A 22,272-nucleotide genomic window follows, 5' to 3' on the forward strand; every position below is an offset into this window, starting at 1 on the left:
TTCTATAATAACTATGACTTTTTAATTCTTTTAAAGGGTTACGATTATTTTCTTTTACATGTTGCAATATATAATGAAAAACCAGTTAATGACCTTATAAAAACATATATAGGTAAGATAAGAAAAGAGAGGAAAAGACTTTCATACAAATAAAAAATGACCTAGTTCTACACTAGGTCATTTTTATTAACGAGGGATAGATTGCATAACAGATTGTAACGTTACTCTTTCTTCTTCTGTTAACGGAAGAAGTGGTAAACGTACAGAACCTACATCTAATCCAACCATTTGTAATGCTGTTTTTACTGGTGTTGGGCTTGGCGCCATAAATAATGAATCCGTTACTCTTACAAGTAATTGATGTAATTTTTGCGCCTTCTTAAATTCACCTGCTTGGAACGCTGCAATCATTTCTTGCATTTCATTTCCGATAACATGAGATGCTACAGAAACGATACCTTTCGCTCCAACTGCCATAGCTGGTAACGTTAAACCGTCATCACCGCTGTATACTGCAAAGTCGTCCGCTGTTTTTTCAATGATTTCTGTCATTGTTAACACATCGCCGCCTGCATCTTTAATCGCAACAATGTTTTCTATTTCTGATAAACGAACAACTGTATCAACGGAGATTTGTACAATAGATCGTCCTGGAACGTTATATAGCATAACCGGAAGTGGCGTGCTTTCAGCAATTGCTTTAAAGTGCTGATACATTCCTTCTTGACTCGGTTTGTTATAATACGGTGCTACTAGCATTACTGCATCAACACCAACCTCTGTTGCTTTTTTCGTTAAGTCAATAGAAGCATGCGTATTATTGCTACCTGTTCCAGCGATTACGGGCACCCTTTTATCGACAACAGATACGACATGGCGATATAACGCTACTTTTTCTTCTGAAGTTAATGTAGGAGATTCTCCTGTCGTTCCTCCTACCACGATTGCTGTTGTACCGTTATCAATTAAATAATTTACCAATTTCGTTGTCTTTGCAAAATCGATATTGCCGTTTATATCAAACGGTGTTACCATCGCGGTTGCAATTGTCCCAAAATCTATCATGGTCTCACTCCTTATTGTTCCAGTTGCTTTTCTTTTGAAAGCTCAAACGCACTATGTAATGCATTTACAGCCTCCACTAAATCAGTTTCTTTTACAAGAACCCAAATTGTCGTATGGCTATCTGCTGATTGCAGAATTTGAATACCTTTTTCAGCTAAAGCTGTAACGATTTTCGCAGTAACCCCTGGGTATCCTGCCATTCCAGCTCCTACAATAGATACTTTCGCACAATGCTCTGTCACAATTGGCTCATATCCAAGGTTTTGTAATAGTTCAACTGCACGATTTGATACATTATCACTCACCGTATAAGCTACCCCAGTAGGTGAAATGTTAATTAAATCGACACTGATTCCTTCATTCGCCATTTCTTTAAACACATGCTGCTGCAAATCATATGCTGTTTCTTTTGCAAGTACTTTAATTTGCGTCACATTTGATACATGTGCAATACCTGTAACAGGACGTTCTTCTACATCACGGCCTTTTGTAGCGCCGTCAGATGCTGAAATAAGCGTACCTTCACTATCAGAGTACGTAGAACGTACACGAAGCGGTACTTTTGCATGCATCGCAATTTCAACTGCACGTGGATGAACGACTTTTGCACCTTGGTATGCCATGTTACAAATTTCGTTATACGTTACAGTTTGAAGGTGACGTGCATCTTTTACAATGCGAGGATCTGCAGTCATCACACCTTCTACATCTGTGAAGATATCGATATATTCAGCATGAAGCGCAACACCTAAAGCTGAAGCTGAAGTATCACTACCTCCGCGTCCAAGTGTTGTCGTATCACCTTTTTTCGTTTGTCCTTGGAATCCTGTCACAACGATTACATCTACATTTTCTAGCTCTTCGTGTATACGATCACAATTCATTTCAATAATCTTAGCATTTGTAAAATCATCATTTGTTACAAAACCAGCTTGTGCACCATTTAATGCCGCTGCTTTTATACCGTTCTCATTTAACATGTTAGAGAAAACGATTGCTGAGATTAATTCTCCGCATGATAATAATAAATCTTGCTCACGATTAGAAATGTGAGATTCCTCTTGATTTACAAGACTTAACAACGTATCAGTTGCATATGGTTCACCTTTACGACCCATAGCAGATACGACAGTCACTACTTTATAACCCGCATCTAGCGATTTTTTTATATGATGAAGCGCATGCTTACGTCCATTTTCATCACGTACAGATGTGCCACCAAATTTTTGAACAATAATTTTCATATTTTGCACCTTCTCTTAGCCGTTTACACTAATTGTAATTTTACTAAGCGCTCTGCAATTTGAACAGAATTCCATGCAGCGCCTTTTAATAAGTTATCAGATACGACCCAAAGATGGAATCCTTTATCGTTATTTAAATCTTTACGAATTCTTCCAACGAATACTTCGTTTTTACCTACTGCAGTAGCTGGCATTGGATATAATTGCTCTTCTGGGTTATCTTGCAGAACGATACCTTCCGCATTTGCAAGTAAATTCTTTAATTCCTCTACTGTTACGCCTTCTTTTTCTACTTCAATGTAAACAGACTCAGAGTGACCTGATACAACTGGTAAACGTACACATGTTGCCGCTACTTCTAGCTCTGGCATATGCATAATTTTTTTCGTTTCATTAATCATTTTCATTTCTTCAAATGTAAATCCATTATCTTGGAACTTATCAATCTGTGGAATCGCGTTGAAAGCAATCGGGAAATGTTTCTTATCACCTGATACAGGTAAAACATTCGCCTTTACTTCCTCACCATTTAAGATTGCTTGTGATTGTTCATGAAGTTCTTCAATCGCTGCCGCACCAGCACCTGATACAGCTTGATATGTGGAAACGATTACTCGTTTTAAACCATATTGCTGACGAACTGGCTCAAGAGCTACTACCATTTGAATTGTAGAACAGTTTGGATTTGCAATAATACCGTTATGTTCTTTTAAGTCGTTTTCATTTACTTCAGGTACAACAAGTGGCACGTTTTCTGTCATACGGAATGCACTTGTATTATCAACAACAATCGCACCGCGCTTTGCTGCTTCTGGCGCTAATTGTTTTGATACAGATCCACCAGCACTAAATAGTGCGATATCTACTCCTTCAAAACTTTCAGGAGTTGCCTCTTGAACTGTAAATTCTTCGCCTTTAAATACAAGTTTCTTACCTGCAGATCGTTTAGATGAAAGTAACGTTAACTTCCCAATTGGAAATTCTCGTTTCTCTAAAGTATTTAACATTTGTTCACCAACTGCGCCGGTTGCTCCAACTACAGCGACATGAAAAGTTTTTTGCTTTTCCATCACTATGCCCCTTTCTAGATACCAATCCTTCTATAACTTAGAATGAGAAGGAGTATACAATACCCCTTCTAATCTTAATAACGTTAATTTTATCATATTCTACAGTAAGAATGATGGTTTCATCGAAAATTGTCCGTTTTTTTTCGTTTTTTAATTCATATATCTGAATTTTTCTACGACAACCGGTTGCAATTGCTTCCCTTGCAGCGCTTCTAATACTGTATCTTCCAGTAACTCCATGCGAGCTACCATTGAATTTGGTTTTTTCTCTGGTGCATCTTGACCGAATGGGACGAAGTAGATGTTTTTTGTAGCCATTAGGCGCATGAGATTTACCCCATTAAGTCCCAACGCATCATTCGTCGAAACAGCCAATACGACGGGCTTACCATTTCTTAGCGTCGCTTTCGCTGCCATTAATACCGGAGAGTCTGTCATTGCATTAGCAAATTTACTCATAGAATTTCCTGTTAGTGGTGCAATTACCATACAATCTAGTGGAATTTTAGGTCCTAGCGGTTCTGCGCCAACGATTGAATTAATCGCTTTAAAACCTGTTACTTCTTCAATCTTTTTAATCCACTCTGCCCCTTCTCCAAATCTCGTATTTGTTGATTGAACAGTGTAAGAAACAACTGGACGCACTTCAGCTCCCTCAGCAATTAACTTTTCTAAATGAGGCATTACTTCTTCGTACGTACAATGTGAACCAGTAAAACCAAACCCTATTCTTTTCCCTTTTAAATTCATTCCCCATTCTCCTTTCTTGCGATTACATCTTCTGCTAATAACTGAGAAAGAACGTTCGCTAAAATTTGTCCTGCTGTTTTTGGAGCAACAATACCTGGTAATCCAGGTGCTAACAGCGCTTTAACTCCCCTTTTTTCCGCATATCTAAAGTCGGTACCACCTGGTTTAGAAGCTAAATCAATTACTAACGTATGAGCTGGCATTTTTGAAATGACATTCGCTGTCACAACGAGATGAGGAATTGTATTAATGACAATATCGATATCCCCTACTTCTTTCTCAATGTCCTGCATATGAAAAGGAGAAAACATCATTTCTGTAATACGTGCAATATGTTCTGATCGTCTTGCTCCAACTTTGACATGGGCTCCTAATGATTGAAATGCTCTGGCAACGCTCATCCCTGTTCTACCAAATCCTAAAACCATTACATTAGAACCATGAATTGTATAGTCGGTATGTTGAATTACCATCATTAATGTACCTTCTACAGTTGGTATAGAATTGTAGATTGCCACATCATCACGATCAAATAATTTAATTAGTTTACGGTTTGTAGTAGATACGAGATTTTCCAAGTAAGGCGTACCAATACCTGAATATATAGTAAAATGTTCTGGTGTATTTTCAATTTGTTCTTTCGTTATAGAAACTTTTTCATTTGAAAAAATAGTATCTACTTCTCCCTTGGCATTTGTACCTGCAACTGGCAAAATAATTGCATCTACAGAAGTGAAATCTAAATTTTGTATACTTTCTTTTGCTGCCCCTGTGAAGCCATGGTCTAACTGATCAAACCCTATCAATGAAAGTTTCGCATCCAATTCAACGAGCTTGCGAATTACTTCTAGCTGTCTTGCATCTCCTCCTATGACAGCAATATGCATCTCAGTCAACATTCCCTAATTCACCTTCTTTTTCTGTCATTTATAAGAAAAGTGCCTACTTTTTCTTTTTCCTCCACATCATATGTAATGTACGAGTTTTAGGTGATTGAAAAACAAAAAGCACCCATCATGTATCCCCCTATTTGTATGCAGGAAGGCCCCACCTCAAAATTCGGCGTAGGAAAAGACATTATGTTGGATTTTGCTCTGAGTAAAATGAACAAAAAAGATGACCAAAATGGCCATCTTTCACTTCGAATTTGAACGATCTGTAATATCGCAAAGAATCATATCATGACCCACTTTTTTTATTTGACTCCATGCGACTCTTATTTCTTGTGGTTCCTTTTTAAAACCTCCCCATTTCCCAGCAGGTATAATAAGAGCCTGTATTTGTCCATCCTTCTCATCAATCTCTAAATCCACATAGCCTAAAACCCCCATTTTTTCTGCTCTTTCTAAATTAACAATTTCTTTCCCACTTAGTTCACTTAATCGCATACTCTCTCCCCCTACCCAAATTATTCATTTAAGTTATCCATAATTAGTACCTATTCTATATACCCACAAAAAATAACCGTATCTCATTTAAAAGAGATACGGTTATTTTTAAATCATATATAGTAATTACAGTTTTATTCCTTTTGGAAGTTTTCCATCTGGACTAATTAATGCTGCAGAAAATTCATCTGTAAACATGTTACGAATTAACTCATCTACATTTTCTTTTGTTACCGTGTTTACACTTTCAATAATCTCATCAAGTGAACGGTGCTTACGAAGTAGCAATTCATTTTTACCATTACGGCTCATACGACTATTCGTACTTTCTAAACTTAACATTAAGTTTCCTTTTAATTGCTCTTTACTATTCATAAGCTCTTTTTCTGTAATACCTGTATTTTTTAATGTTTCTAATGTTTCTTGCATTGTTTCATACAGTGTATCTAATTGTTGGCTACCTGTTCCACCATACAGCGTTAACATACCTGTATCTTCATAAGAAGAATGGTAAGAGAATACTGAGTAAGCTAACCCGCGTTGCTCACGTACTTCTTGGAATAAACGGCTACTCATACTACCGCCTAAAACGTTATTTAATACAATTAAGTTATAAATATCTTCGTGTCCCATTTGTAAGCCTTTATATCCTAAACATAAATGAGCTTGTTCTGTTTCCTTTTTACGTGCTACCTTATTAAAATGGAAAATTGGGCTATGTACTTGTTCACGGTTTGTCGTTCCTTCATAACTACCGAAATATTGCTCTACTGTTTGTAAAAAGGCTTCATCAATATTTCCTGCAATTGATACAACTACATTTTCAGGTGTGTAATGATCCTTAATATATTGACGTAGCGTATCACCTGTAAACGTATTAAGCGTTTCTTCTGTTCCTAAAATAGGGTATCCAAGCGGATGCGTTTCATATGTTGCTTTCGTTAACATATCATGCACAATATCATCTGGAGCATCTTCGTACATTTTAATTTCTTCACATACGACATTCTTCTCTTTTTTCAGTTCTTCTTCATCAAATGTTGAATTAAAGAACATATCTGCTAATACATCTAGAGCATATTTAGCATGCTCATCTAGCACTTTTGCATAGTAACAAGTGTATTCTTTTGAAGTAAAAGCATTCACTTGTCCGCCAATGCTATCAAATGATTCTGCAATTTCACGTGCACTACGTGTTTCTGTTCCTTTAAAGAACATATGCTCTAAAAAGTGAGAAATCCCGTTATTTTTTTCATTTTCATTTCTTGATCCTGCATGGATCCAAATACCAATCGCAACCGATCTTACAGTTGGTATATTCTCCATAACTATTCTTACACCATTTTTACAAGTATATTTTTTAATCAAAAACTTTCCTCCTAATGCCAGTTTCTCTAAATAAGTGCTATTATTTAATGATAACAAGTTTAAGGATGAATGTCATGCAAATGTATTTAATCCACACGTTTTTCATCCAGTAATTCTGTTATATTCCCTACTTTATATCCTTGTTCCTTCAATTTTGTAATCATTGTATCTAATGCTTCTGTTGTGGACGAAGTAGGATGCATTAATACGATAGCACCTGGATGTATTTTTCTCATTACTCTCTGCAATAGTACACCTGGCTCAGGTCGCTTCCAATCAATTGTATCAACAGTCCACATAATCGTTCCCATTTGAAAATCATCTGCAATTTTCACGACTTCATCCCGAAAACTTCCACTCGGCGGTGCAAACCATCTTACCTTTTGATTCGTAGCTGCTTCGATCATTCGATTTGTTTTTTGTAACTGATCTCTTATTTCATCAGACGATAATGTTTTCATATTAGGGTGTGTGTAAGAATGATTTCCAACTTCTTGCTTTGCATCGACAATCATTTTTGCAAATCGTAAATTTTCTTTCACCCAACGTCCTTCTAAAAAGAAGGTCGCCTTCACATCATGTTTTTTCAATATTTCTAATATACGAGGCAAATACTCATTTCCCCATGCCACATTTATTGTTAACCCGACCATCTTTTTATCCGGATGACCTCTATAAATTGGTGCTGGTGATAAATCTTCTAAGTGGACACTCGGTGATACTTCCTTGAATTCAAGATGTTTTTGATCAAACTGCTTTAATTTCTTCATATTGTTATAGGATGCTTCCATATCAACTTGTCTTCCATTATATCCTGGTGTTGCTTTCCATATCTTATCAATCATCGCATTTTGCGGTGCAATCTCATATTGTTTTGCATGCTTTTGAATTTCTTCATATAAGTGATCCTGTGCAAAAACAGAATAAGAACCTGCACTGACATATAAAAAGAATATACATATGTATGCCAATATACGAGTTTTCATATAAACCCTCCCATTAACTATATAAAAAACCATTTTCCTTCTTATCTTTGTTAATTTGAGCGTTATAATGAAAACTATACCTATACTGACATAAAAATATATGCAAATCATATTTTTACATAACAAAAAAAGCCAGTTAAACTGGCTTTTACTTATTGCTGCTCTTGTTTGTTTTCTTCTTTAGCAGCTTCTTTTTCTTGCTCTTCTTTTAGCAATACTTTTCTAGATAAATTCACGCGACCTTGCTTGTCAATCTCGATAACTTTAACTGTAATTACATCACCGATTTTCACAACGTCTTCTACTTTACCTACACGCTCAAGTGCAAGTTCAGAAATGTGAACTAATCCATCTTTACCGCTGAATAATTCAACGAAAGCACCGAATTTCTCAACACGTTTCACTTTTCCTTCGTAGATTTCCCCTACTTGTACTTCGCGAACGATATCCTCGATAATTTTCTTAGCTTTGTCGTTCATTTCTTGATTTATTGAAGAAATGAATACTGTACCATCTTGCTCGATGTCAATTTTAACGCCAGTTTCTTCAATAATTTTATTGATTTGTTTACCGCTTGGTCCGATAACGTCACGGATTTTATCTGGGTTAATTGTCATTGTAATAATCTTTGGAGCGTACGCTGATAATTCAGTGCGTGGCTCTGCAATTACAGATAACATATGATCTAGAATGTGCATACGACCAACTTTCGCTTGTTGTAATGCCTCTTCTAAAATTTCACGAGATAGACCATCGATTTTAATGTCCATTTGTAGTGCAGTTACACCGTGTGCTGTACCTGCTACTTTAAAGTCCATATCACCTAAATGATCTTCCATACCTTGAATATCAGTTAAAATTGTGTAATGCTCACCTGATTTAACTAGGCCCATTGCAATACCTGCAACTGGAGCTTTAAGTGGAACACCAGCATCCATCATTGCTAAAGTACTACCACAAATACTCGCTTGTGAAGTAGAACCATTTGATTCTAATACTTCAGATACAAGACGGACTGTGTATGGGAAATCTTTTTCAGACGGAATTACAGGCTCAAGAGCACGTTCTCCTAGTGCACCGTGACCAATTTCACGACGACCTGGTCCACGCATTGGTCTTGTTTCACCAACACTAAATGATGGGAAATTGTAATGGTGCATAAAGCGTTTTGATTCTTCTACACCAAGGCCATCTAAAATTTGCACATCGCCTAATGCGCCTAATGTACAAATACTTAATGCTTGTGTTTGTCCACGTGTGAATAAACCAGAACCGTGTGTACGAGATAAAATGCCAACCTCTGATGCTAATGGACGGATTTCGTCACCTTTACGGCCATCTGGGCGGATTTTCTCAACTGTAATAAGACGACGTACTTCTTCTTTTACAATTTTATATAAAATCTCATTTACTTGTCCTAATGTATCAGCATCAGCTTCTTGCGCTTCGTAATGCTCAATTACACGCTTTTTCACTTCGTTAATTGCATCTTCACGTGCATGTTTCTCATGTACTTGAATTGCAGAATGCATATCCTTCTCAGCCATTTCACGTACAGATTGGTTAAGATCAGCGTCAACTTCATAAAGTTTCACTTCTGATTTCTCTTTACCTACAGCTTGTACAATCTCTTCTTGGAATGCAATTAGACGTTTAATTTCGTCATGCCCAAACATAATTGCTTCTAACATTGTTTCCTCAGGCACTTGATCTGCTCCTGCTTCAACCATGTTAATTGCATCTTTCGTACCAGCTACAACAAGGTGAATATCACTTTGTTCTTGCTGTTCTACTGTTGGGTTGATAACGAATTCGCCGTTAATACGACCAACTGTTGCACCCGCGATCGGACCTTCAAATGGAATGTCTGAAATCGATAACGCTAATGAAGAACCAAGCATAGCTGCCATTTCAGAAGAACAATCTTGATCAACACTCATTACGATGCTGACAACTTGTACTTCGTTACGGAAACCATCTGCGAAAAGTGGACGAATTGGACGGTCGATTAAACGACTTGCCAAAATTGCTTTTTCACTTGGACGACCTTCACGTTTAATGAAACCGCCAGGAATTTTTCCGACTGCATATAAACGCTCTTCATAGTTTACTGTAAGTGGGAAGAAATCTACATTTTTTGCTTCTTTTGATGCAGTTGCTGTAGATAGAACCGCTGTATCGCCATATCTTACTAATACTGCTCCGTTCGCTTGCTTTGCAAGCTGACCTGTTTCAACTGTTAGCTGGCGACCAGCTAAATCTATCGAGAAGACTTGCTTTTCTTGACTCATTTAAGTACCCCTCTCAATTTAAAGTATTCAATTCTTCTATGTAAATGGATAGTATATCACAATATTCTACCTCTAGTATTACCGAAAATGAAGTAAGCTATAAAGAGTAGAAGATATATTTTTACCTAACAAAAAAGCGGGAATATTCCCGCTTCTTTGACTATCGACGTAAGCCAAGCTTTGTGATTAATTCACGGTAACGTGTGATATCGCTATTACGAAGGTAAGTTAGTAAGTTACGACGTTTACCAACCATCTTTAATAGACCACGACGTGAATGATGATCTTTCTTGTGAGTACGTAAGTGCTCGTTTAGAGTGTTAATTTGCTCCGTTAGGACAGCAATTTGAACCTCTGGAGAACCAGTATCAGTCTCATGAGTTCTAAATTGTGCAATGATTTCATTTTTACGCTCTTGTGTTAAAGCCATCCTATTTCACCTCCTATTAATTAAACCCCCGATTACCTAGCAAGCGTCGGTGAGTCGCAATGCCAAGCAATGGTTGTCATAAAGTACATAACATAGAATACTACTTTTCATTTGAAAAAGCAAGTATATTCTTTTCGTTCGCAAAATATTCTTGTGCTGTTTTCTTATCTTTAGCGATTTGTTCAACTAACTCATCGATGCCATTGAATTTCTTCTCTTCTCTTATACGCATATGCCACTCTACTGTAACATTTTGATCATATATGTCTTTGTTAAATTCAAATAAGTGCACTTCAATAGATAGTTGGCGCTCATCTTCTTTAAAGGTTGGTTTATATCCAATATTACATACACCATCGTACCATTCATCGTGAACTTTTAATCTCACTGCATAAACACCTACAGGTGGTAATAGATACTCATCACTTAAACCTACATTAGCTGTTGGGAAACCAATTTGACGTCCACGTTTATCACCGTGTACAACCGTTCCTCCTACTGTATATGCTCTACCTAAAATAGATGGAATTTGCTCCATTTCGCCATTTCGAATTAACTTTCGTAATGCCGTAGAACTTACTTTCTCTTCTTGAAATTCAACTTTTTCAATCACAGTCTGTGTAAACTCCCCTCTTGCATGAAATGGTAAAGTCTCCATCTTTCCTTTTCCTAAACGTCCATATGAATAATCAAATCCTGCTACTACATGTTTTACATTTAAACCAATAATATAATCATCTACAAATTGTTGTGGCAATAAGCCTGCAAATGATTCATCGAATTTAACAACATATAATATATCGATTCCTAAACTCTCGACTATTTTTTCTTTATCACACATTGGTGTAATATACTCCGCATGCGCTTCCTTTTTACCTAAAACAACAGATGGATGCGGATAAAATGTCATCACTGCACTTTTATATCCTCGTTCATCCGCTATTTGTTTCGCAGTTCGAATCACACATTGATGTCCTAAATGAATGCCATCAAAAAATCCTAATGCCATTACAGTAGGTGGTAATTCTAATTTATTTTGTTCATGTGGATGAGTTAAATGAATAAGTTTCACGCTTGAATTCACCTTTTTCTGTAATAATCCTTCCAATAATTCATTATAGCTTTAGTTCTTGATTATTCACAAGTACTTTCATCGGCTTTAGCATACCAGGGTGTTTTGGATGGTGCTCATAAATTGCAAGGCAACGATCGTTTTTATCAAACACTGTTATAAATGGCGCCGTTATTTGCAATTCATTTTTTAAGAACATACCATTTTTTATTTTTTCTGCTTGCTTTTCATCTACAACCATTTTCGGGAACTTACTTAACGCTTCATCAATTGAAATGAAGATAGACTCTACTGTTCCATTTTGCACGTTTTCTTCAATTTCTTCAAATGATATGCAATCTTCTAATACAAATTCACCTGAAGCCGTTCTTACAAGGTGAGACATATGTGATGGAAAACCAAGTTTTTCACCAATCATTACCGCTAATGTTCTTACATATGTGCCTTTACTACACGTTACACGGAAACGGAATGAAATATTTTCTCCTTCAAACACTTCACGTTCATCCAGTAATACAAATTCATGAATTGTAATTGTACGAACTGGACGTTCAACCTCTTGTCCTGCTCTTGCATATTCATATAATTTTTTCCCGTTAACTTTTACAGCCGAAAACATCGGAGGCATTTGCTCAATCGTACCTGTTAATGCGGCAAGAACCTCTTCCACTTCTTTACGAGTAATAACACGATCTACATGTTTCGTTTCCACAACTTCACCTGAAGCATCTTCAGTTGTTGTTGAAAACCCTAATGTTACTTCACCTTCATATGTTTTCGTTTCACTTGTTAAAAATTGTGCAATCTTCGTTGCTCGTCCAACACAAATAGGCAATACTCCTGTTACATCTGGATCTAATGTTCCTGTATGACCAATTCGTTTTTCACGCAATATCTTTCTTAATTTAAATACACAATCGTGTGATGTCATGCCTTTTGGCTTATGTAATAATACTACACCTTCCATATATGTTCACCTCATCGTAATTCTTTCATAATCATTACCTAAAACTTATTTTACATTGAAAAAATGGATAGACAAATGTCTATCCATTATTCTTCACGTTTACCTTCTTTATTAATTTCATGTAAAAGTGTATCAATTCGATGACCATATCCGATAGATTCATCAAATTCAAAGGAAATTTCAGGCGTTTTACGAAGACGAATACGTTGGCCAATTTCTGAACGAATGAAGCCTTTTGCCTTCGCTAAACCTTTTAATGTACTTTCTTTCTGTTCTTCATCACCTAAAACAGAAATATATACTGTAGCAATTTGTAAATCTCCACTCACTTGTACATCTGTTACAGTAACAAATCCGACACGTGGATCTTTAATTTTACGACTGATGATGTCGCCTAATTCTTTTTTCATTTGCTCGCCTACACGGTTTGCACGTAATTTCATAACTCTTCACCTCATTCAATACCATTCCAATTGTGTTATCGTACGTTCAATTTCAGGAAATGAATCGATATACTCAAGTACACGATTCATTTCTTTTTCACAAATAACACGATTTGAGGATACGGAAACAATCGCAATTTCTGTACGTTGCCATACATCTTGATGCCCTACTTCTGAAACAGCTACGTTATAACGCTGTTTCACACGAGTTAACACCCGTTGCAAAATTGCTCGTTTCTCTTTTAAAGAATGCACATCGTAGATCATACACTCGAATGAGAGAGAAGCGATAATCATCGCTTCACTTCTTCCATAATGTACGCTTCAATGATGTCCCCTTCTTTAAGATCGTTGTATTTCTCAATTGTAATACCACACTCATAGTTTTGAGCAACTTCTTTTACGTCGTCTTTGAAACGTTTTAACGTATCAAGTTGACCTTCATAGATTACCACACCATCACGGATAATACGCACGCCGCTATCACGTGTAATTTTACCATCTGTTACGTAACAACCTGCGATTGTTCCAACTTTTGTTACTTTAAACGTTTGACGTACTTCTGCTTGACCGATTACTTTTTCTTCAAATTCTGGATCTAGCATACCTTGCATCGCTGCTTCGATCTCTTCGATTACTTTATAAATAATGCGGTGTAAACGAATATCAACGTTCTCTAATTCAGCTGTACGCTTCGCATTTACATCTGGGCGTACGTTAAATCCAATTACAATCGCATTAGATGCAGAAGCTAAAATGATATCAGATTCTGTAATCGCACCTACGCCTGTATGGATAATTTTAACTTTAACACCTTCAACATCAATTTTACGAAGTGATGCTGCCATTGCTTCTACAGAACCTTGTACGTCCGCTTTCACAATTAAGTTAATTTCTTTTACATCGCCCTCTTGGATTTGTTGGAATAAATCTTCAAGGCTTAATTTAGATTTCTCACCACGTTGAGCAAGTAGCGCTTCTTGTGCACGTGATTCACCGATTTGACGAGCTTTCTTCTCATCAGCGAATGCCATGAAACGATCTCCTGCTTGTGGTACTTCGTTTAAACCTGTAATTTCAACAGGAGTTGATGGACCAGCAACTTTTACACGACGACCAATATCACTTACCATTGCACGAACACGACCGAATGTAGTTCCAACAACGATTGGATCTCCTACTCGAAGCGTACCGTTTTGAACAAGTAATGTCGCGATAGTTCCTTTACCTTTATCAAGTTGGGCTTCAATTACAGTACCAGTTGCATAGCGGTTTGGATTTGCTTTATACTCTTCTACTTCACTTACAAGAAGAATCATTTCTAGTAAATTGTCAATTCCTTCGCCTTGAATCGCAGAAATTGGTACGAAAATTGTGTCTCCGCCCCATGCTTCTGGAACTAATTCATATTCTGTTAGTTCTTGCATTACGCGATCAGGGTTCGCAGCTGGTTTATCCATTTTATTCACAGCTACAATAATTGGTACTCCTGCTGCTTTCGCATGGTTAATTGCTTCAACTGTTTGTGGCATAACACCGTCATCAGCTGCAACAACAAGGATTGTAATATCCGTTACTTGTGCACCGCGAGCACGCATCGTTGTAAACGCCGCGTGACCAGGTGTATCTAAGAATGTAATTTTCTTGTCATTTACTTCAACTTGGTATGCACCAATATGCTGAGTAATTCCACCCGCTTCACCAGCAGTTACTTTAGAGTTACGGATAGAGTCAAGCAATGTTGTTTTACCATGGTCAACGTGTCCCATGATTGTAACTACAGCTGGACGCTCTTTTAAGTTCTCTTCATCATCTTGCTCATCGATGAATGTTTCAAACTCAGTTTCGCTTACAATTACTTCTTCTTCTACTTCAATACCGTAGTCGTTAGCAATTAACTCAATTGTATCTTTATCTAAGTCTTGGTTAATTGTTGCCATAATTCCAAGCATGAAGAGCTTTTTAATAATTTCAGATGGCTCTTTACTTAATTTCTTAGCAAGATCACCTACTGTAAGACTTCCAGAGAAAGTAATTTTATCTGGTGTTTCTACAGTTTGTGTTTGTTGTCTTCCAGCAAAGTTCTCTTGACGCTTATCTTCGTTTCCTTTGCCTTTTTTCTTTTTCTTATTGCTGTTCTTTTTACTACGAACAACTTTTTCTTCTACTTCAAACTCATCTGCAACAGAAGGTTTTTCAGTTTGATACTCATTATCTAATTTGTTTACTACTTCATCGTCTAACATTGTCATATGATTCGAAACCTCGATATTCATTTCTTTTAGTTTTGTCATAAGATCTTTACTTGAGATATTATGTTTTTTCGCATATTCATGCACTCGAATTTTACTCATACCTTCACCCCCGGTAATTTGTATCGAGCATGCTACGCAGCTTTTTCGCAAAGCCTTCATCTAACACAGCTACAACGACTCGCTCATCTCTCCCAATCGCATGCCCTAATTGTTGTCGATTTTCGACCTTTCTCATTGGTACGTTGTAGTACGTCGTTTTATCCGTAATACGCTTTGTAGTATTTACTGACGCATCTTCAGATAGCAACACAAGTTTTGCTTTGCCACTTCGTACTTCCTTTAAAACGAGTTCTTCACCCGAAATAATTTTTCGAGCCCGGTTTGCTAGTCCTAAAAACGATTTCCAATCGGACACTTATTTCGACTCCTTCTCAACAAGCTCAAGAAGTTCTTCATAAAGAGAACTGTCGATTTTCGCTTTTAGATGATGTTCCAAAACATTTTTCTTTTGAGCTTGAAGAATGCTTTCTTTATCTTTTGATAAATAAGCACCTCGTCCTGATTTCTTTCCAGTTAAATCAATAGACACTTCTCCCTCTTTGGAACGAACAATGCGAACGAGCTCTCGTTTTGATTTCATTTCTTGCGTTGCAACACATTTTCGTAACGGAACTTTTCGATTGCTCATACTCATCACCTCTACTCGATTTCGTCTTCAACTGAATCGAATCCGAATGCGACTACGCTATCTTCTTCTGTTACAATTCCAAGTTGTTTCGCATCAGACTCACTCTTAATATCAATTTTCCAACCTGTTAATTTAGCTGCAAGACGTGCATTTTGTCCACGTTTACCGATAGCTAATGACAGTTGGTGGTCTGGAACAACAACAGTTGTTGCTTTTTCTTCTTCATCTACAAGCACTTTAACAACTTGTGATGGGCTTAAAGCATTGGCAACATATTCTACTGGATCATTTGACCAGCGAACGATGTCAATCTTTTCACCTTTTAGTTCGTCTACAATGCGTTGTACACGTTGTCCTTTCGGTCCTACACAAGAACCTACTGGATCCACATCAATGTTCTCTGCATGTACAGAGATTTTAGAACGATCTCCTGCTTCACGTGCTACAGAACGAATTTCAACCGTTCCATCATAAATTTCAGGAACTTCCATTTCGAATAAACGTTTTAAAAGACCAGGATGTGTACGTGATACGTAAATTTGTGGTCCTTTTGTTGTTTTTTCTACTTTCGTAATGAATACGCGAATACGATCATGTGGTTTGTACTGTTCGTTCGGCATTTGCTCACTTACAGGTAATAAAGCTTCTACTTTCCCTAAGCTTACATAGATGAAACGAGCATCTTGACGTTGTACGATACCAACCATGATATCTTCTTCACGATCACTAAACTCAGAGTAAATAACACCACGCTCTGCTTCACGCACTCGTTGTGTTACAACTTGTTTTGCAGTTTGTGCTGCAATACGACCGAAATCTTTTGGCGTTACCTCAATTTCTAGTACGTCACCATCTTGATAGTTTGGATTAATTTGTCTTGCTTCTTCAACAGAAATTTCAAGACGTGGATCAAACACATTATCAACAACGTCTTTACGTGCTAAAACTTGGATTGTTCCCACTTGTGGGTTAAAGCTCACACGAACGTTTTGTGCTTGGTTAAAATTGCGTTTATAAGCAGAGATTAACGCTGCTTCAATCGCATCAATAATAATATCTTTACTAATTCCTTTTTCTGACTCTAATACGAGCAAGGCATCTAACAACTCAGTGCTCATGAAGATCCCCCTTCTAACTAAAACGTAACAGCAAGTCGCGCATTTGCAACTTTGTCCATTGGAATTTGGATTTCTTTTTTACGTGTTTTAATTGTTAATAATAGTGTAATTGTAGTACCATCGTAGGAAAGCATTTTTCCTTCAAACATCTTTTCACCATCAATCGGCTCATATGTTTTAATTGCCACTTGTTTTCCTACCGCTTGCTGGAAGTCTTTCTCTTTCTTTAATGGGCGTTCTGCTCCAGGAGATGACACATCCAAAAAGTAAAGATGAGGAATTGGATCCTCTTTATCTAAAGCTTCGCTTAAACGTTCACTCACCGCACCGCATTCTTCAATGTCGACTCCCTTTTCAGAATCGATGAATACGCGTAAGAACCAGTCTTGTCCTTCTTTCACATACTCTACATCTACAAGTTCAAGATTTAACTCTTCAACGATTGGCTGCGCAAATGCTTCTACAACTTCTGTGACTTTCTTATCCATAAACAGCCTCCTTCCTGCCGCCATGTACCATTTACAAGAAAAGACCCCGCCCATAGAACGGTCTATCTTATTCTTTCTCGTTAGCTAACAAAAGCCCCTGCCGTTAAGCAGGGAATATCTGTCTTAGTATTACCAAATTTAAGAAGTAAAACTTGTAACAAAATATGTATATACGACAGAAATTTCTTACCTCTCCACATCAATAAAATGTAGATAGTAACACGAAAGAGTGGGTTTCCCCACTCTTTTTTTCACACAATATACATGACATGGTTATCTCGGTTAATAGTATACCATAGCAAATGTTGATTTGCAAAGACTTTTCCTACCTATTAGAACAGTGATAACTGGTTTTGATCCGGCAAATCACCTAAACAACCTTGACTATCTAAGTACTCAATAATTGTTTTCGAAACCTTACTACGCTGCTGCAAGTCTTCCTTTGATAAGAATTCTCCATTTTTACGAGCTTCCACAATACTTAAAGCTGCGTTCGTACCAAGACCAGGTACCGCATTAAATGGAGGAATTAATGAGTCTCCATCAATAATAAAGTCTGTTGCATGTGAACGATACAAATCAACCTTTTGGAATGAGTATCCACGCTCACACATTTCAAGTGTCATTTCTAGTACCGTTAATAAACTCTTCTCTTTCGGCGATGCATCTAAACCTTTTTGCGCAATTTCATCAATTCTTGCACGTATAGATGCTGAACCTTTCGCCATCGCTTCTACGTCAAAGTCATCTGCACGAACCGTAAAGTATGCCGCATAGAATAGAAGCGCGAAATGTACTTTAAAGTATGCAATACGCACGGCCATAAGTACGTATGCAGCCGCATGGGCTTTAGGGAACATGTACTTAATCTTCTTACATGAATCAATATACCAACCTGGTACATTATTATTTTTCATGTCCTCTTCCCATTCTTCTGGTACACCTTTACCTTTACGTACTGACTCCATGATTTTGAAGGCTAATGATGGGTCTAAACCTTGATAGATTAAATATACCATGATGTCATCACGACAACCGATAACTTCACTCAGCGTACATGTACCGTTATAAATTAATTCGTTTGCATTACCTAGCCATACGTCCGTACCATGTGATAATCCAGAAATTTGGACTAACTCTGAGAATGTCGTCGGTTTCGTCTCTTCTAACATCTGTCTTACGAATTTCGTACCAAACTCTGGTATACCAAGTGTACCTGTTTTACAGTTAATTTGTTCTTCCGTTACGCCTAACGATTCTGGCCCTGAGAAAATTTTCATTACTTCTGGATCGTCCGTTGGGATTGTTTTCGGATCAATACCACTTAAATCTTGTAACATACGAATAACTGTCGGATCATCGTGTCCTAGTATATCAAGTTTCAATAAATTATCATGAATCGAGTGGAAGTCAAAGTGTGTCGTTCTCCACTCAGCCCCTATTGAATCTGCCGGATACTGTATCGGTGAGAAATCAAAAATGTCCATGTAATCTGGCACAACGATAATACCACCTGGATGCTGTCCTGTTGTACGTTTTACACCGGTACATCCTGCTACTAAGCGATCAATTTCTGCATTTCGAATCGTTAAGTTATGATCATTTGCATAACCTTTTACATATCCATAAGCAGTTTTTTCCGCAACTGTACCAATCGTTCCTGCACGATATACATAATCTTCACCGAACAGTACTTTCGTATAGTTATGGGCACGTGGTTGGTATTCCCCGGAGAAATTCAAATCGATATCGGGTACCTTATCTCCTTTAAATCCAAGGAACGTTTCGAACGGAATATCATGTCCATCTTTTACGTATGGAACATTACATGTAGGACATTCTTTATCCGGTAAGTCGAAACCAGACCCTACAGAACCATCATTAAAGAATTCTGATTGCTTACACTTCGGACATACATAATGTGGTGGTAATGGGTTTACTTCTGTAATTTCCATCATCGTTGCAACGAATGATGAACCTACCGATCCACGCGAACCTACTAGATATCCGTCTACTAATGATTTTTTCACAAGTTTATGTGAAATTAAATAGATTACGGCGAATCCATGACCAATAATACTTTTTAATTCTTTTTCTAAACGGGCTTCTACTATTTCAGGTAACTCTTCACCATAAATGCTACGCGCCATTTTATAACTCATATCACGCGTTTCATCATCTGCACCTTCAATTTTCGGTGTATATAGATCATCTTTTACTGGATGAACATCACCAATTAATGATGCAATCTTTTGTGTATTCGTTACGACAATTTCTTTCGCTACGTCTTCACCTAAAAATGAGAAACACTCTAACATTTCATCCGTTGTACGGAAATGTACAGGTGGTAATGAATGTCGGTTTAACGGATTCGCTCCACCCTGTGAACTTACTAAAATTTTACGATACATTGCATCTTCTGGATCTAAATAATGTACGTTTCCGGTAGCAACAACTGGTTTATCTAACGTCTCACCTAGTTTTACTAAGTTAGAAATGATTGTTTTTAATTGTCCCTCATCTCGAACGAGTTCACGCTCTACTAAATGACGTAACACTTCTGGTGGCATTACTTCAATGTAATCGTAGAACTGCGCAATTTCTTCTACCTCTTCAGGAGCTTTTTGCATCATCGCCTCAAACACTTCACCTTTATCACAAGCCGTTCCTACTAAAATACCTTCACGATACTTTTTTAATAGTGATCTTGGTACTCGTGGTACACGGTAAAAGTAATTTAAATGAGAATATGAAACAAGTTTATATAAATTTTTCAATCCAACATCCGATGTAGCAAGTAATGTCATATGACTTGGACGCCCGCGTTTATATGCATCCCCTTGTCCCATACTATCGTTTAATTGATCGTGATATTCAAAACCTTTTTCAATTACCTCTTTTAACATTTTTACAAGTAAATATCCCGTTGCTTCTGTATCATAAATTGCACGGTGATGTTGCGTTAATTCGATATCCATCTTTTTACACAACGTATTTAAACGGTGATTTTTCATTTCTGGGAATAAGAATCGTGCAAGCTCTAACGTATCTATTACTGGATTTTTTGTTTTTTCTAAACCAGCTTTTTTAAATCCTACGTTAATAAAGCCCATATCGAAGCTTGCGTTATGAGCAACAAGTGTATGGTCACCCATCCATTCCTCAAACTTTTTAAACACTTCGTCCACTTCTGGTGCGTCGGTTAACATATCATCTGTAATACCTGTTAATTCAATGATCGTTGCCGATAATGGTTGATGCGGATTTGCAAAAGATTCAAAGCGGTCAATAATTTCGCCGCCTTTTACTTTTACAGCAGCTAACTCAATAACTGTATCATATACAGCTGATAAACCTGTCGTCTCAACGTCGAAAACAACATACGTTTCCTCTGCAAGTAAACGATGCGCTTCGTTATACGCTATTGGTACACCGTCATTCACTAAGTTTGCTTCCACACCATATATAACTTTAATTCCGGCTTTTTTCCCAGCTGAATATGCTTCTGGGAATGACTGTGCAACAGCGTGGTCTGTAATGGCAATAGCCTCATGCCCCCATTTACCTGCTTGAGCAACAAGCTTAGAAACTGGAGTAACAGCATCCATTTGACTCATTGGCGTGTGAAGATGGAGCTCTACTCGTTTTTCGCCTTCTGGGGCTTTATCTTTACGAGACGGTCCTGTTATTTCATTAATATCATTTGCAATCATTACTAAATCTCGAACAAATGTATCATTTTGAACAGAACCACGAGCCTTCACCCACATTCCTTTTTTCAAGGATTGTAGCATTGGAATATCTTCTTTATCACGTGAGAACATTTTGATCATAATCGAATCTGTATAATCCGTTATTTTTAAAGTTAATAACGTACGTCCACTACGAAGCTCTTTCGTTTCCACATGGAAGACATATCCTTGAACTGTTTTTCTTCTTTCTTCATCTTGAATTTCTCGCATTGGTGTAATCTCTTCATCTGGCTTAATAAGATACCCGAGTGTGATCGGCCCTTCATGCACAACGCTGCTTTCTTCAGCTTGCTTCTTCGCCATTTCTTCCATAGCTTGTATAACACGCTCGCGGTCTTCTTGCTGCGTTTGCTCACGAAACTTTTGCATTTCTTCTGTATTTTGCTGTATATGTGTGTCTAACTGGAAACGCGGGAATCCAAAAGCCTCGTATTGATCCCCTACTGGTTTCGCAACGTTTTTCTTTAAAGCAGTAGATTCCAGCTCATTATTCACATTTATAAGTAACTTCACTCCATTGACCTGCGGAAGCTGCTTCTTTAAATAAGCAAACATAGGTGAAAATGTAATTCGTTCTGTACAAAGTGGCCAATACGCCCTCACTTCTTCTTCAGTAAATTGTTTGTTCTCTGTTTCTAATGCAAATGTTGTTCTTGCAATATGAGAAAATGATTGCTTAAGCTTTGTTTCTAGCAATTCATATAATTCTGTAGGCAAAATACGCGGTACTTGTAAATCAAAATGCCAACTTTTATTCGCTTTATCAATAACTAGCTTTTCAATGCCACCGCCTTGTAAATATTGATTTATAAGGTCTTCTGGTATTTGCAACTGCTGGAGCAAAATTTGAAATCGCTCTTGTTGTTCATTTGTTAAAGACATAAGCACTCTCCTTCC

At 37.3% G+C, this 22,272-nt stretch carries 20 protein-coding genes; all 20 read right to left on the reverse strand.

Going from position 1 to position 22,272, the window contains the following annotated elements; all coding sequences use genetic code 11:
- Positions 1-186: 186 nt before the first annotated feature.
- A complete protein-coding gene (gene dapA / locus ACTFRN_RS01640) occupies positions 187-1,065 on the reverse strand; it encodes a 4-hydroxy-tetrahydrodipicolinate synthase (RefSeq protein WP_000564761.1) in 879 nt (292 codons plus the stop codon).
- An 11-nt stretch (positions 1,066-1,076) separates the two neighbouring features.
- A complete protein-coding gene (gene dapG, locus ACTFRN_RS01645) occupies positions 1,077-2,309 on the reverse strand; it encodes an aspartate kinase (RefSeq protein ID WP_000692473.1) in 1,233 nt (410 codons plus the stop codon).
- A 23-nt stretch (positions 2,310-2,332) separates the two neighbouring features.
- On the reverse strand, positions 2,333-3,379 hold the full coding sequence (asd, locus tag ACTFRN_RS01650) for an aspartate-semialdehyde dehydrogenase (RefSeq protein ID WP_000414848.1): 1,047 nt from the start codon (positions 3,377-3,379) through the stop codon (positions 2,333-2,335).
- Positions 3,380-3,529: 150 nt separating this feature from the next.
- A complete protein-coding gene (dpaB, locus tag ACTFRN_RS01655) occupies positions 3,530-4,129 on the reverse strand; it encodes a dipicolinate synthase subunit B (RefSeq protein WP_001049480.1) in 600 nt (199 codons plus the stop codon).
- Positions 4,126-5,028, reverse strand: coding sequence for a dipicolinic acid synthetase subunit A (dpaA, locus tag ACTFRN_RS01660; RefSeq protein ID WP_000954733.1), 903 nt, complete (start codon positions 5,026-5,028; stop codon positions 4,126-4,128). The genes dpaB and dpaA overlap by 4 nt, the downstream gene beginning before the upstream one ends.
- 237 nt (positions 5,029-5,265) lie before the next feature.
- Entirely contained in the window at positions 5,266-5,517 is a 252-nt protein-coding gene (locus tag ACTFRN_RS01665; protein WP_001239750.1) for a YlmC/YmxH family sporulation protein, read from the reverse strand.
- 126 nt (positions 5,518-5,643) lie between these two features.
- Positions 5,644-6,885, reverse strand: a complete 1,242-nt coding sequence (locus ACTFRN_RS01670) for a M16 family metallopeptidase (RefSeq protein ID WP_000592994.1) — start codon at positions 6,883-6,885, stop codon at positions 5,644-5,646.
- 86 nt (positions 6,886-6,971) lie between these two features.
- Positions 6,972-7,871 (reverse strand): polysaccharide deacetylase family protein, encoded by a 900-nt coding sequence (locus ACTFRN_RS01675; protein ID WP_000857420.1) that lies wholly within the window; start codon positions 7,869-7,871, stop codon positions 6,972-6,974.
- Between the two features lie 152 nt (positions 7,872-8,023).
- Positions 8,024-10,162 carry a polyribonucleotide nucleotidyltransferase gene (gene pnp, locus ACTFRN_RS01680; protein WP_000076751.1) on the reverse strand — a complete coding sequence of 713 codons (2,139 nt, stop codon included), beginning with the start codon at positions 10,160-10,162 and terminating at the stop codon, positions 8,024-8,026.
- Between the two features lie 160 nt (positions 10,163-10,322).
- Positions 10,323-10,592 (reverse strand): 30S ribosomal protein S15, encoded by a 270-nt coding sequence (rpsO, locus tag ACTFRN_RS01685; protein WP_001229392.1) that lies wholly within the window; start codon positions 10,590-10,592, stop codon positions 10,323-10,325.
- A 100-nt stretch (positions 10,593-10,692) separates the two neighbouring features.
- Entirely contained in the window at positions 10,693-11,664 is a 972-nt protein-coding gene (gene ribF, locus ACTFRN_RS01690; protein ID WP_000766721.1) for a bifunctional riboflavin kinase/FAD synthetase, read from the reverse strand.
- A gap of 43 nt (positions 11,665-11,707) precedes the next feature.
- The gene (gene truB / locus ACTFRN_RS01695) at positions 11,708-12,631 is read right to left on the reverse strand and encodes a tRNA pseudouridine(55) synthase TruB (RefSeq protein ID WP_000399343.1); all 924 of its coding nucleotides are present in this window, start codon (positions 12,629-12,631) and stop codon (positions 11,708-11,710) included.
- Positions 12,632-12,717: 86 nt separating this feature from the next.
- Positions 12,718-13,074, reverse strand: coding sequence for a 30S ribosome-binding factor RbfA (gene rbfA, locus ACTFRN_RS01700; RefSeq protein WP_000776443.1), 357 nt, complete (start codon positions 13,072-13,074; stop codon positions 12,718-12,720).
- Positions 13,075-13,089: 15 nt separating this feature from the next.
- A complete protein-coding gene (locus tag ACTFRN_RS01705) occupies positions 13,090-13,371 on the reverse strand; it encodes a DUF503 domain-containing protein (RefSeq protein ID WP_000582364.1) in 282 nt (93 codons plus the stop codon).
- The gene (infB, locus tag ACTFRN_RS01710; RefSeq protein ID WP_000036345.1) at positions 13,368-15,428 is read right to left on the reverse strand and encodes a translation initiation factor IF-2; all 2,061 of its coding nucleotides are present in this window, start codon (positions 15,426-15,428) and stop codon (positions 13,368-13,370) included. The genes ACTFRN_RS01705 and infB overlap by 4 nt, the downstream gene beginning before the upstream one ends.
- 4 nt (positions 15,429-15,432) lie before the next feature.
- On the reverse strand, positions 15,433-15,744 hold the full coding sequence (locus ACTFRN_RS01715) for a YlxQ family RNA-binding protein (RefSeq protein WP_001286523.1): 312 nt from the start codon (positions 15,742-15,744) through the stop codon (positions 15,433-15,435).
- Positions 15,745-16,017 carry an RNase P modulator RnpM gene (gene rnpM / locus ACTFRN_RS01720; RefSeq protein ID WP_000071128.1) on the reverse strand — a complete coding sequence of 91 codons (273 nt, stop codon included), beginning with the start codon at positions 16,015-16,017 and terminating at the stop codon, positions 15,745-15,747.
- An 11-nt stretch (positions 16,018-16,028) separates the two neighbouring features.
- Positions 16,029-17,135: a transcription termination factor NusA gene (gene nusA / locus ACTFRN_RS01725; RefSeq protein WP_000102609.1), complete on the reverse strand. Its 1,107-nt coding sequence runs from the start codon at positions 17,133-17,135 to the stop codon at positions 16,029-16,031.
- 17 nt (positions 17,136-17,152) lie between these two features.
- Positions 17,153-17,623: a ribosome maturation factor RimP gene (gene rimP, locus ACTFRN_RS01730; RefSeq protein WP_000359097.1), complete on the reverse strand. Its 471-nt coding sequence runs from the start codon at positions 17,621-17,623 to the stop codon at positions 17,153-17,155.
- 332 nt (positions 17,624-17,955) lie between these two features.
- Complete coding sequence (locus tag ACTFRN_RS01735; RefSeq protein ID WP_049113048.1) at positions 17,956-22,257, reverse strand: PolC-type DNA polymerase III; 4,302 nt, start codon at positions 22,255-22,257, stop codon at positions 17,956-17,958.
- Positions 22,258-22,272 lie beyond the last annotated feature (15 nt).

The organism is Bacillus cereus group sp. MYBK245-2 (genome assembly GCF_051916145.1).
Lineage (GTDB): Bacteria > Bacillota > Bacilli > Bacillales > Bacillaceae_G > Bacillus_A > Bacillus_A pacificus.

Excerpts from the sequence above, each read along its gene's own strand:
- dapA (WP_000564761.1), bottom strand. The coding sequence starts at position 1,065 with ATGATAGATTTTGGGACAATTGCAACCGCGATGGTAACACCGTTTGAT.
- dapG (WP_000692473.1), bottom strand. The coding sequence starts at position 2,309 with ATGAAAATTATTGTTCAAAAATTTGGTGGCACATCTGTACGTGATGAA.
- asd (WP_000414848.1), bottom strand. The coding sequence starts at position 3,379 with ATGGAAAAGCAAAAAACTTTTCATGTCGCTGTAGTTGGAGCAACCGGC.
- dpaB (WP_001049480.1), bottom strand. The coding sequence starts at position 4,129 with ATGAATTTAAAAGGGAAAAGAATAGGGTTTGGTTTTACTGGTTCACAT.
- dpaA (WP_000954733.1), bottom strand. The coding sequence starts at position 5,028 with ATGTTGACTGAGATGCATATTGCTGTCATAGGAGGAGATGCAAGACAG.
- ACTFRN_RS01665 (WP_001239750.1), bottom strand. The coding sequence starts at position 5,517 with ATGCGATTAAGTGAACTAAGTGGGAAAGAAATTGTTAATTTAGAAAGA.
- ACTFRN_RS01675 (WP_000857420.1), bottom strand. The coding sequence starts at position 7,871 with ATGAAAACTCGTATATTGGCATACATATGTATATTCTTTTTATATGTC.
- pnp (WP_000076751.1), bottom strand. The coding sequence starts at position 10,162 with ATGAGTCAAGAAAAGCAAGTCTTCTCGATAGATTTAGCTGGTCGCCAG.
- rpsO (WP_001229392.1), bottom strand. The coding sequence starts at position 10,592 with ATGGCTTTAACACAAGAGCGTAAAAATGAAATCATTGCACAATTTAGA.
- truB (WP_000399343.1), bottom strand. The coding sequence starts at position 12,631 with ATGGAAGGTGTAGTATTATTACATAAGCCAAAAGGCATGACATCACAC.
- rbfA (WP_000776443.1), bottom strand. The coding sequence starts at position 13,074 with ATGAAATTACGTGCAAACCGTGTAGGCGAGCAAATGAAAAAAGAATTA.
- ACTFRN_RS01705 (WP_000582364.1), bottom strand. The coding sequence starts at position 13,371 with ATGATTATCGCTTCTCTCTCATTCGAGTGTATGATCTACGATGTGCAT.
- infB (WP_000036345.1), bottom strand. The coding sequence starts at position 15,428 with ATGAGTAAAATTCGAGTGCATGAATATGCGAAAAAACATAATATCTCA.
- rnpM (WP_000071128.1), bottom strand. The coding sequence starts at position 16,017 with ATGAGCAATCGAAAAGTTCCGTTACGAAAATGTGTTGCAACGCAAGAA.
- nusA (WP_000102609.1), bottom strand. The coding sequence starts at position 17,135 with ATGAGCACTGAGTTGTTAGATGCCTTGCTCGTATTAGAGTCAGAAAAA.
- rimP (WP_000359097.1), bottom strand. The coding sequence starts at position 17,623 with ATGGATAAGAAAGTCACAGAAGTTGTAGAAGCATTTGCGCAGCCAATC.
- ACTFRN_RS01735 (WP_049113048.1), bottom strand. The coding sequence starts at position 22,257 with ATGTCTTTAACAAATGAACAACAAGAGCGATTTCAAATTTTGCTCCAG.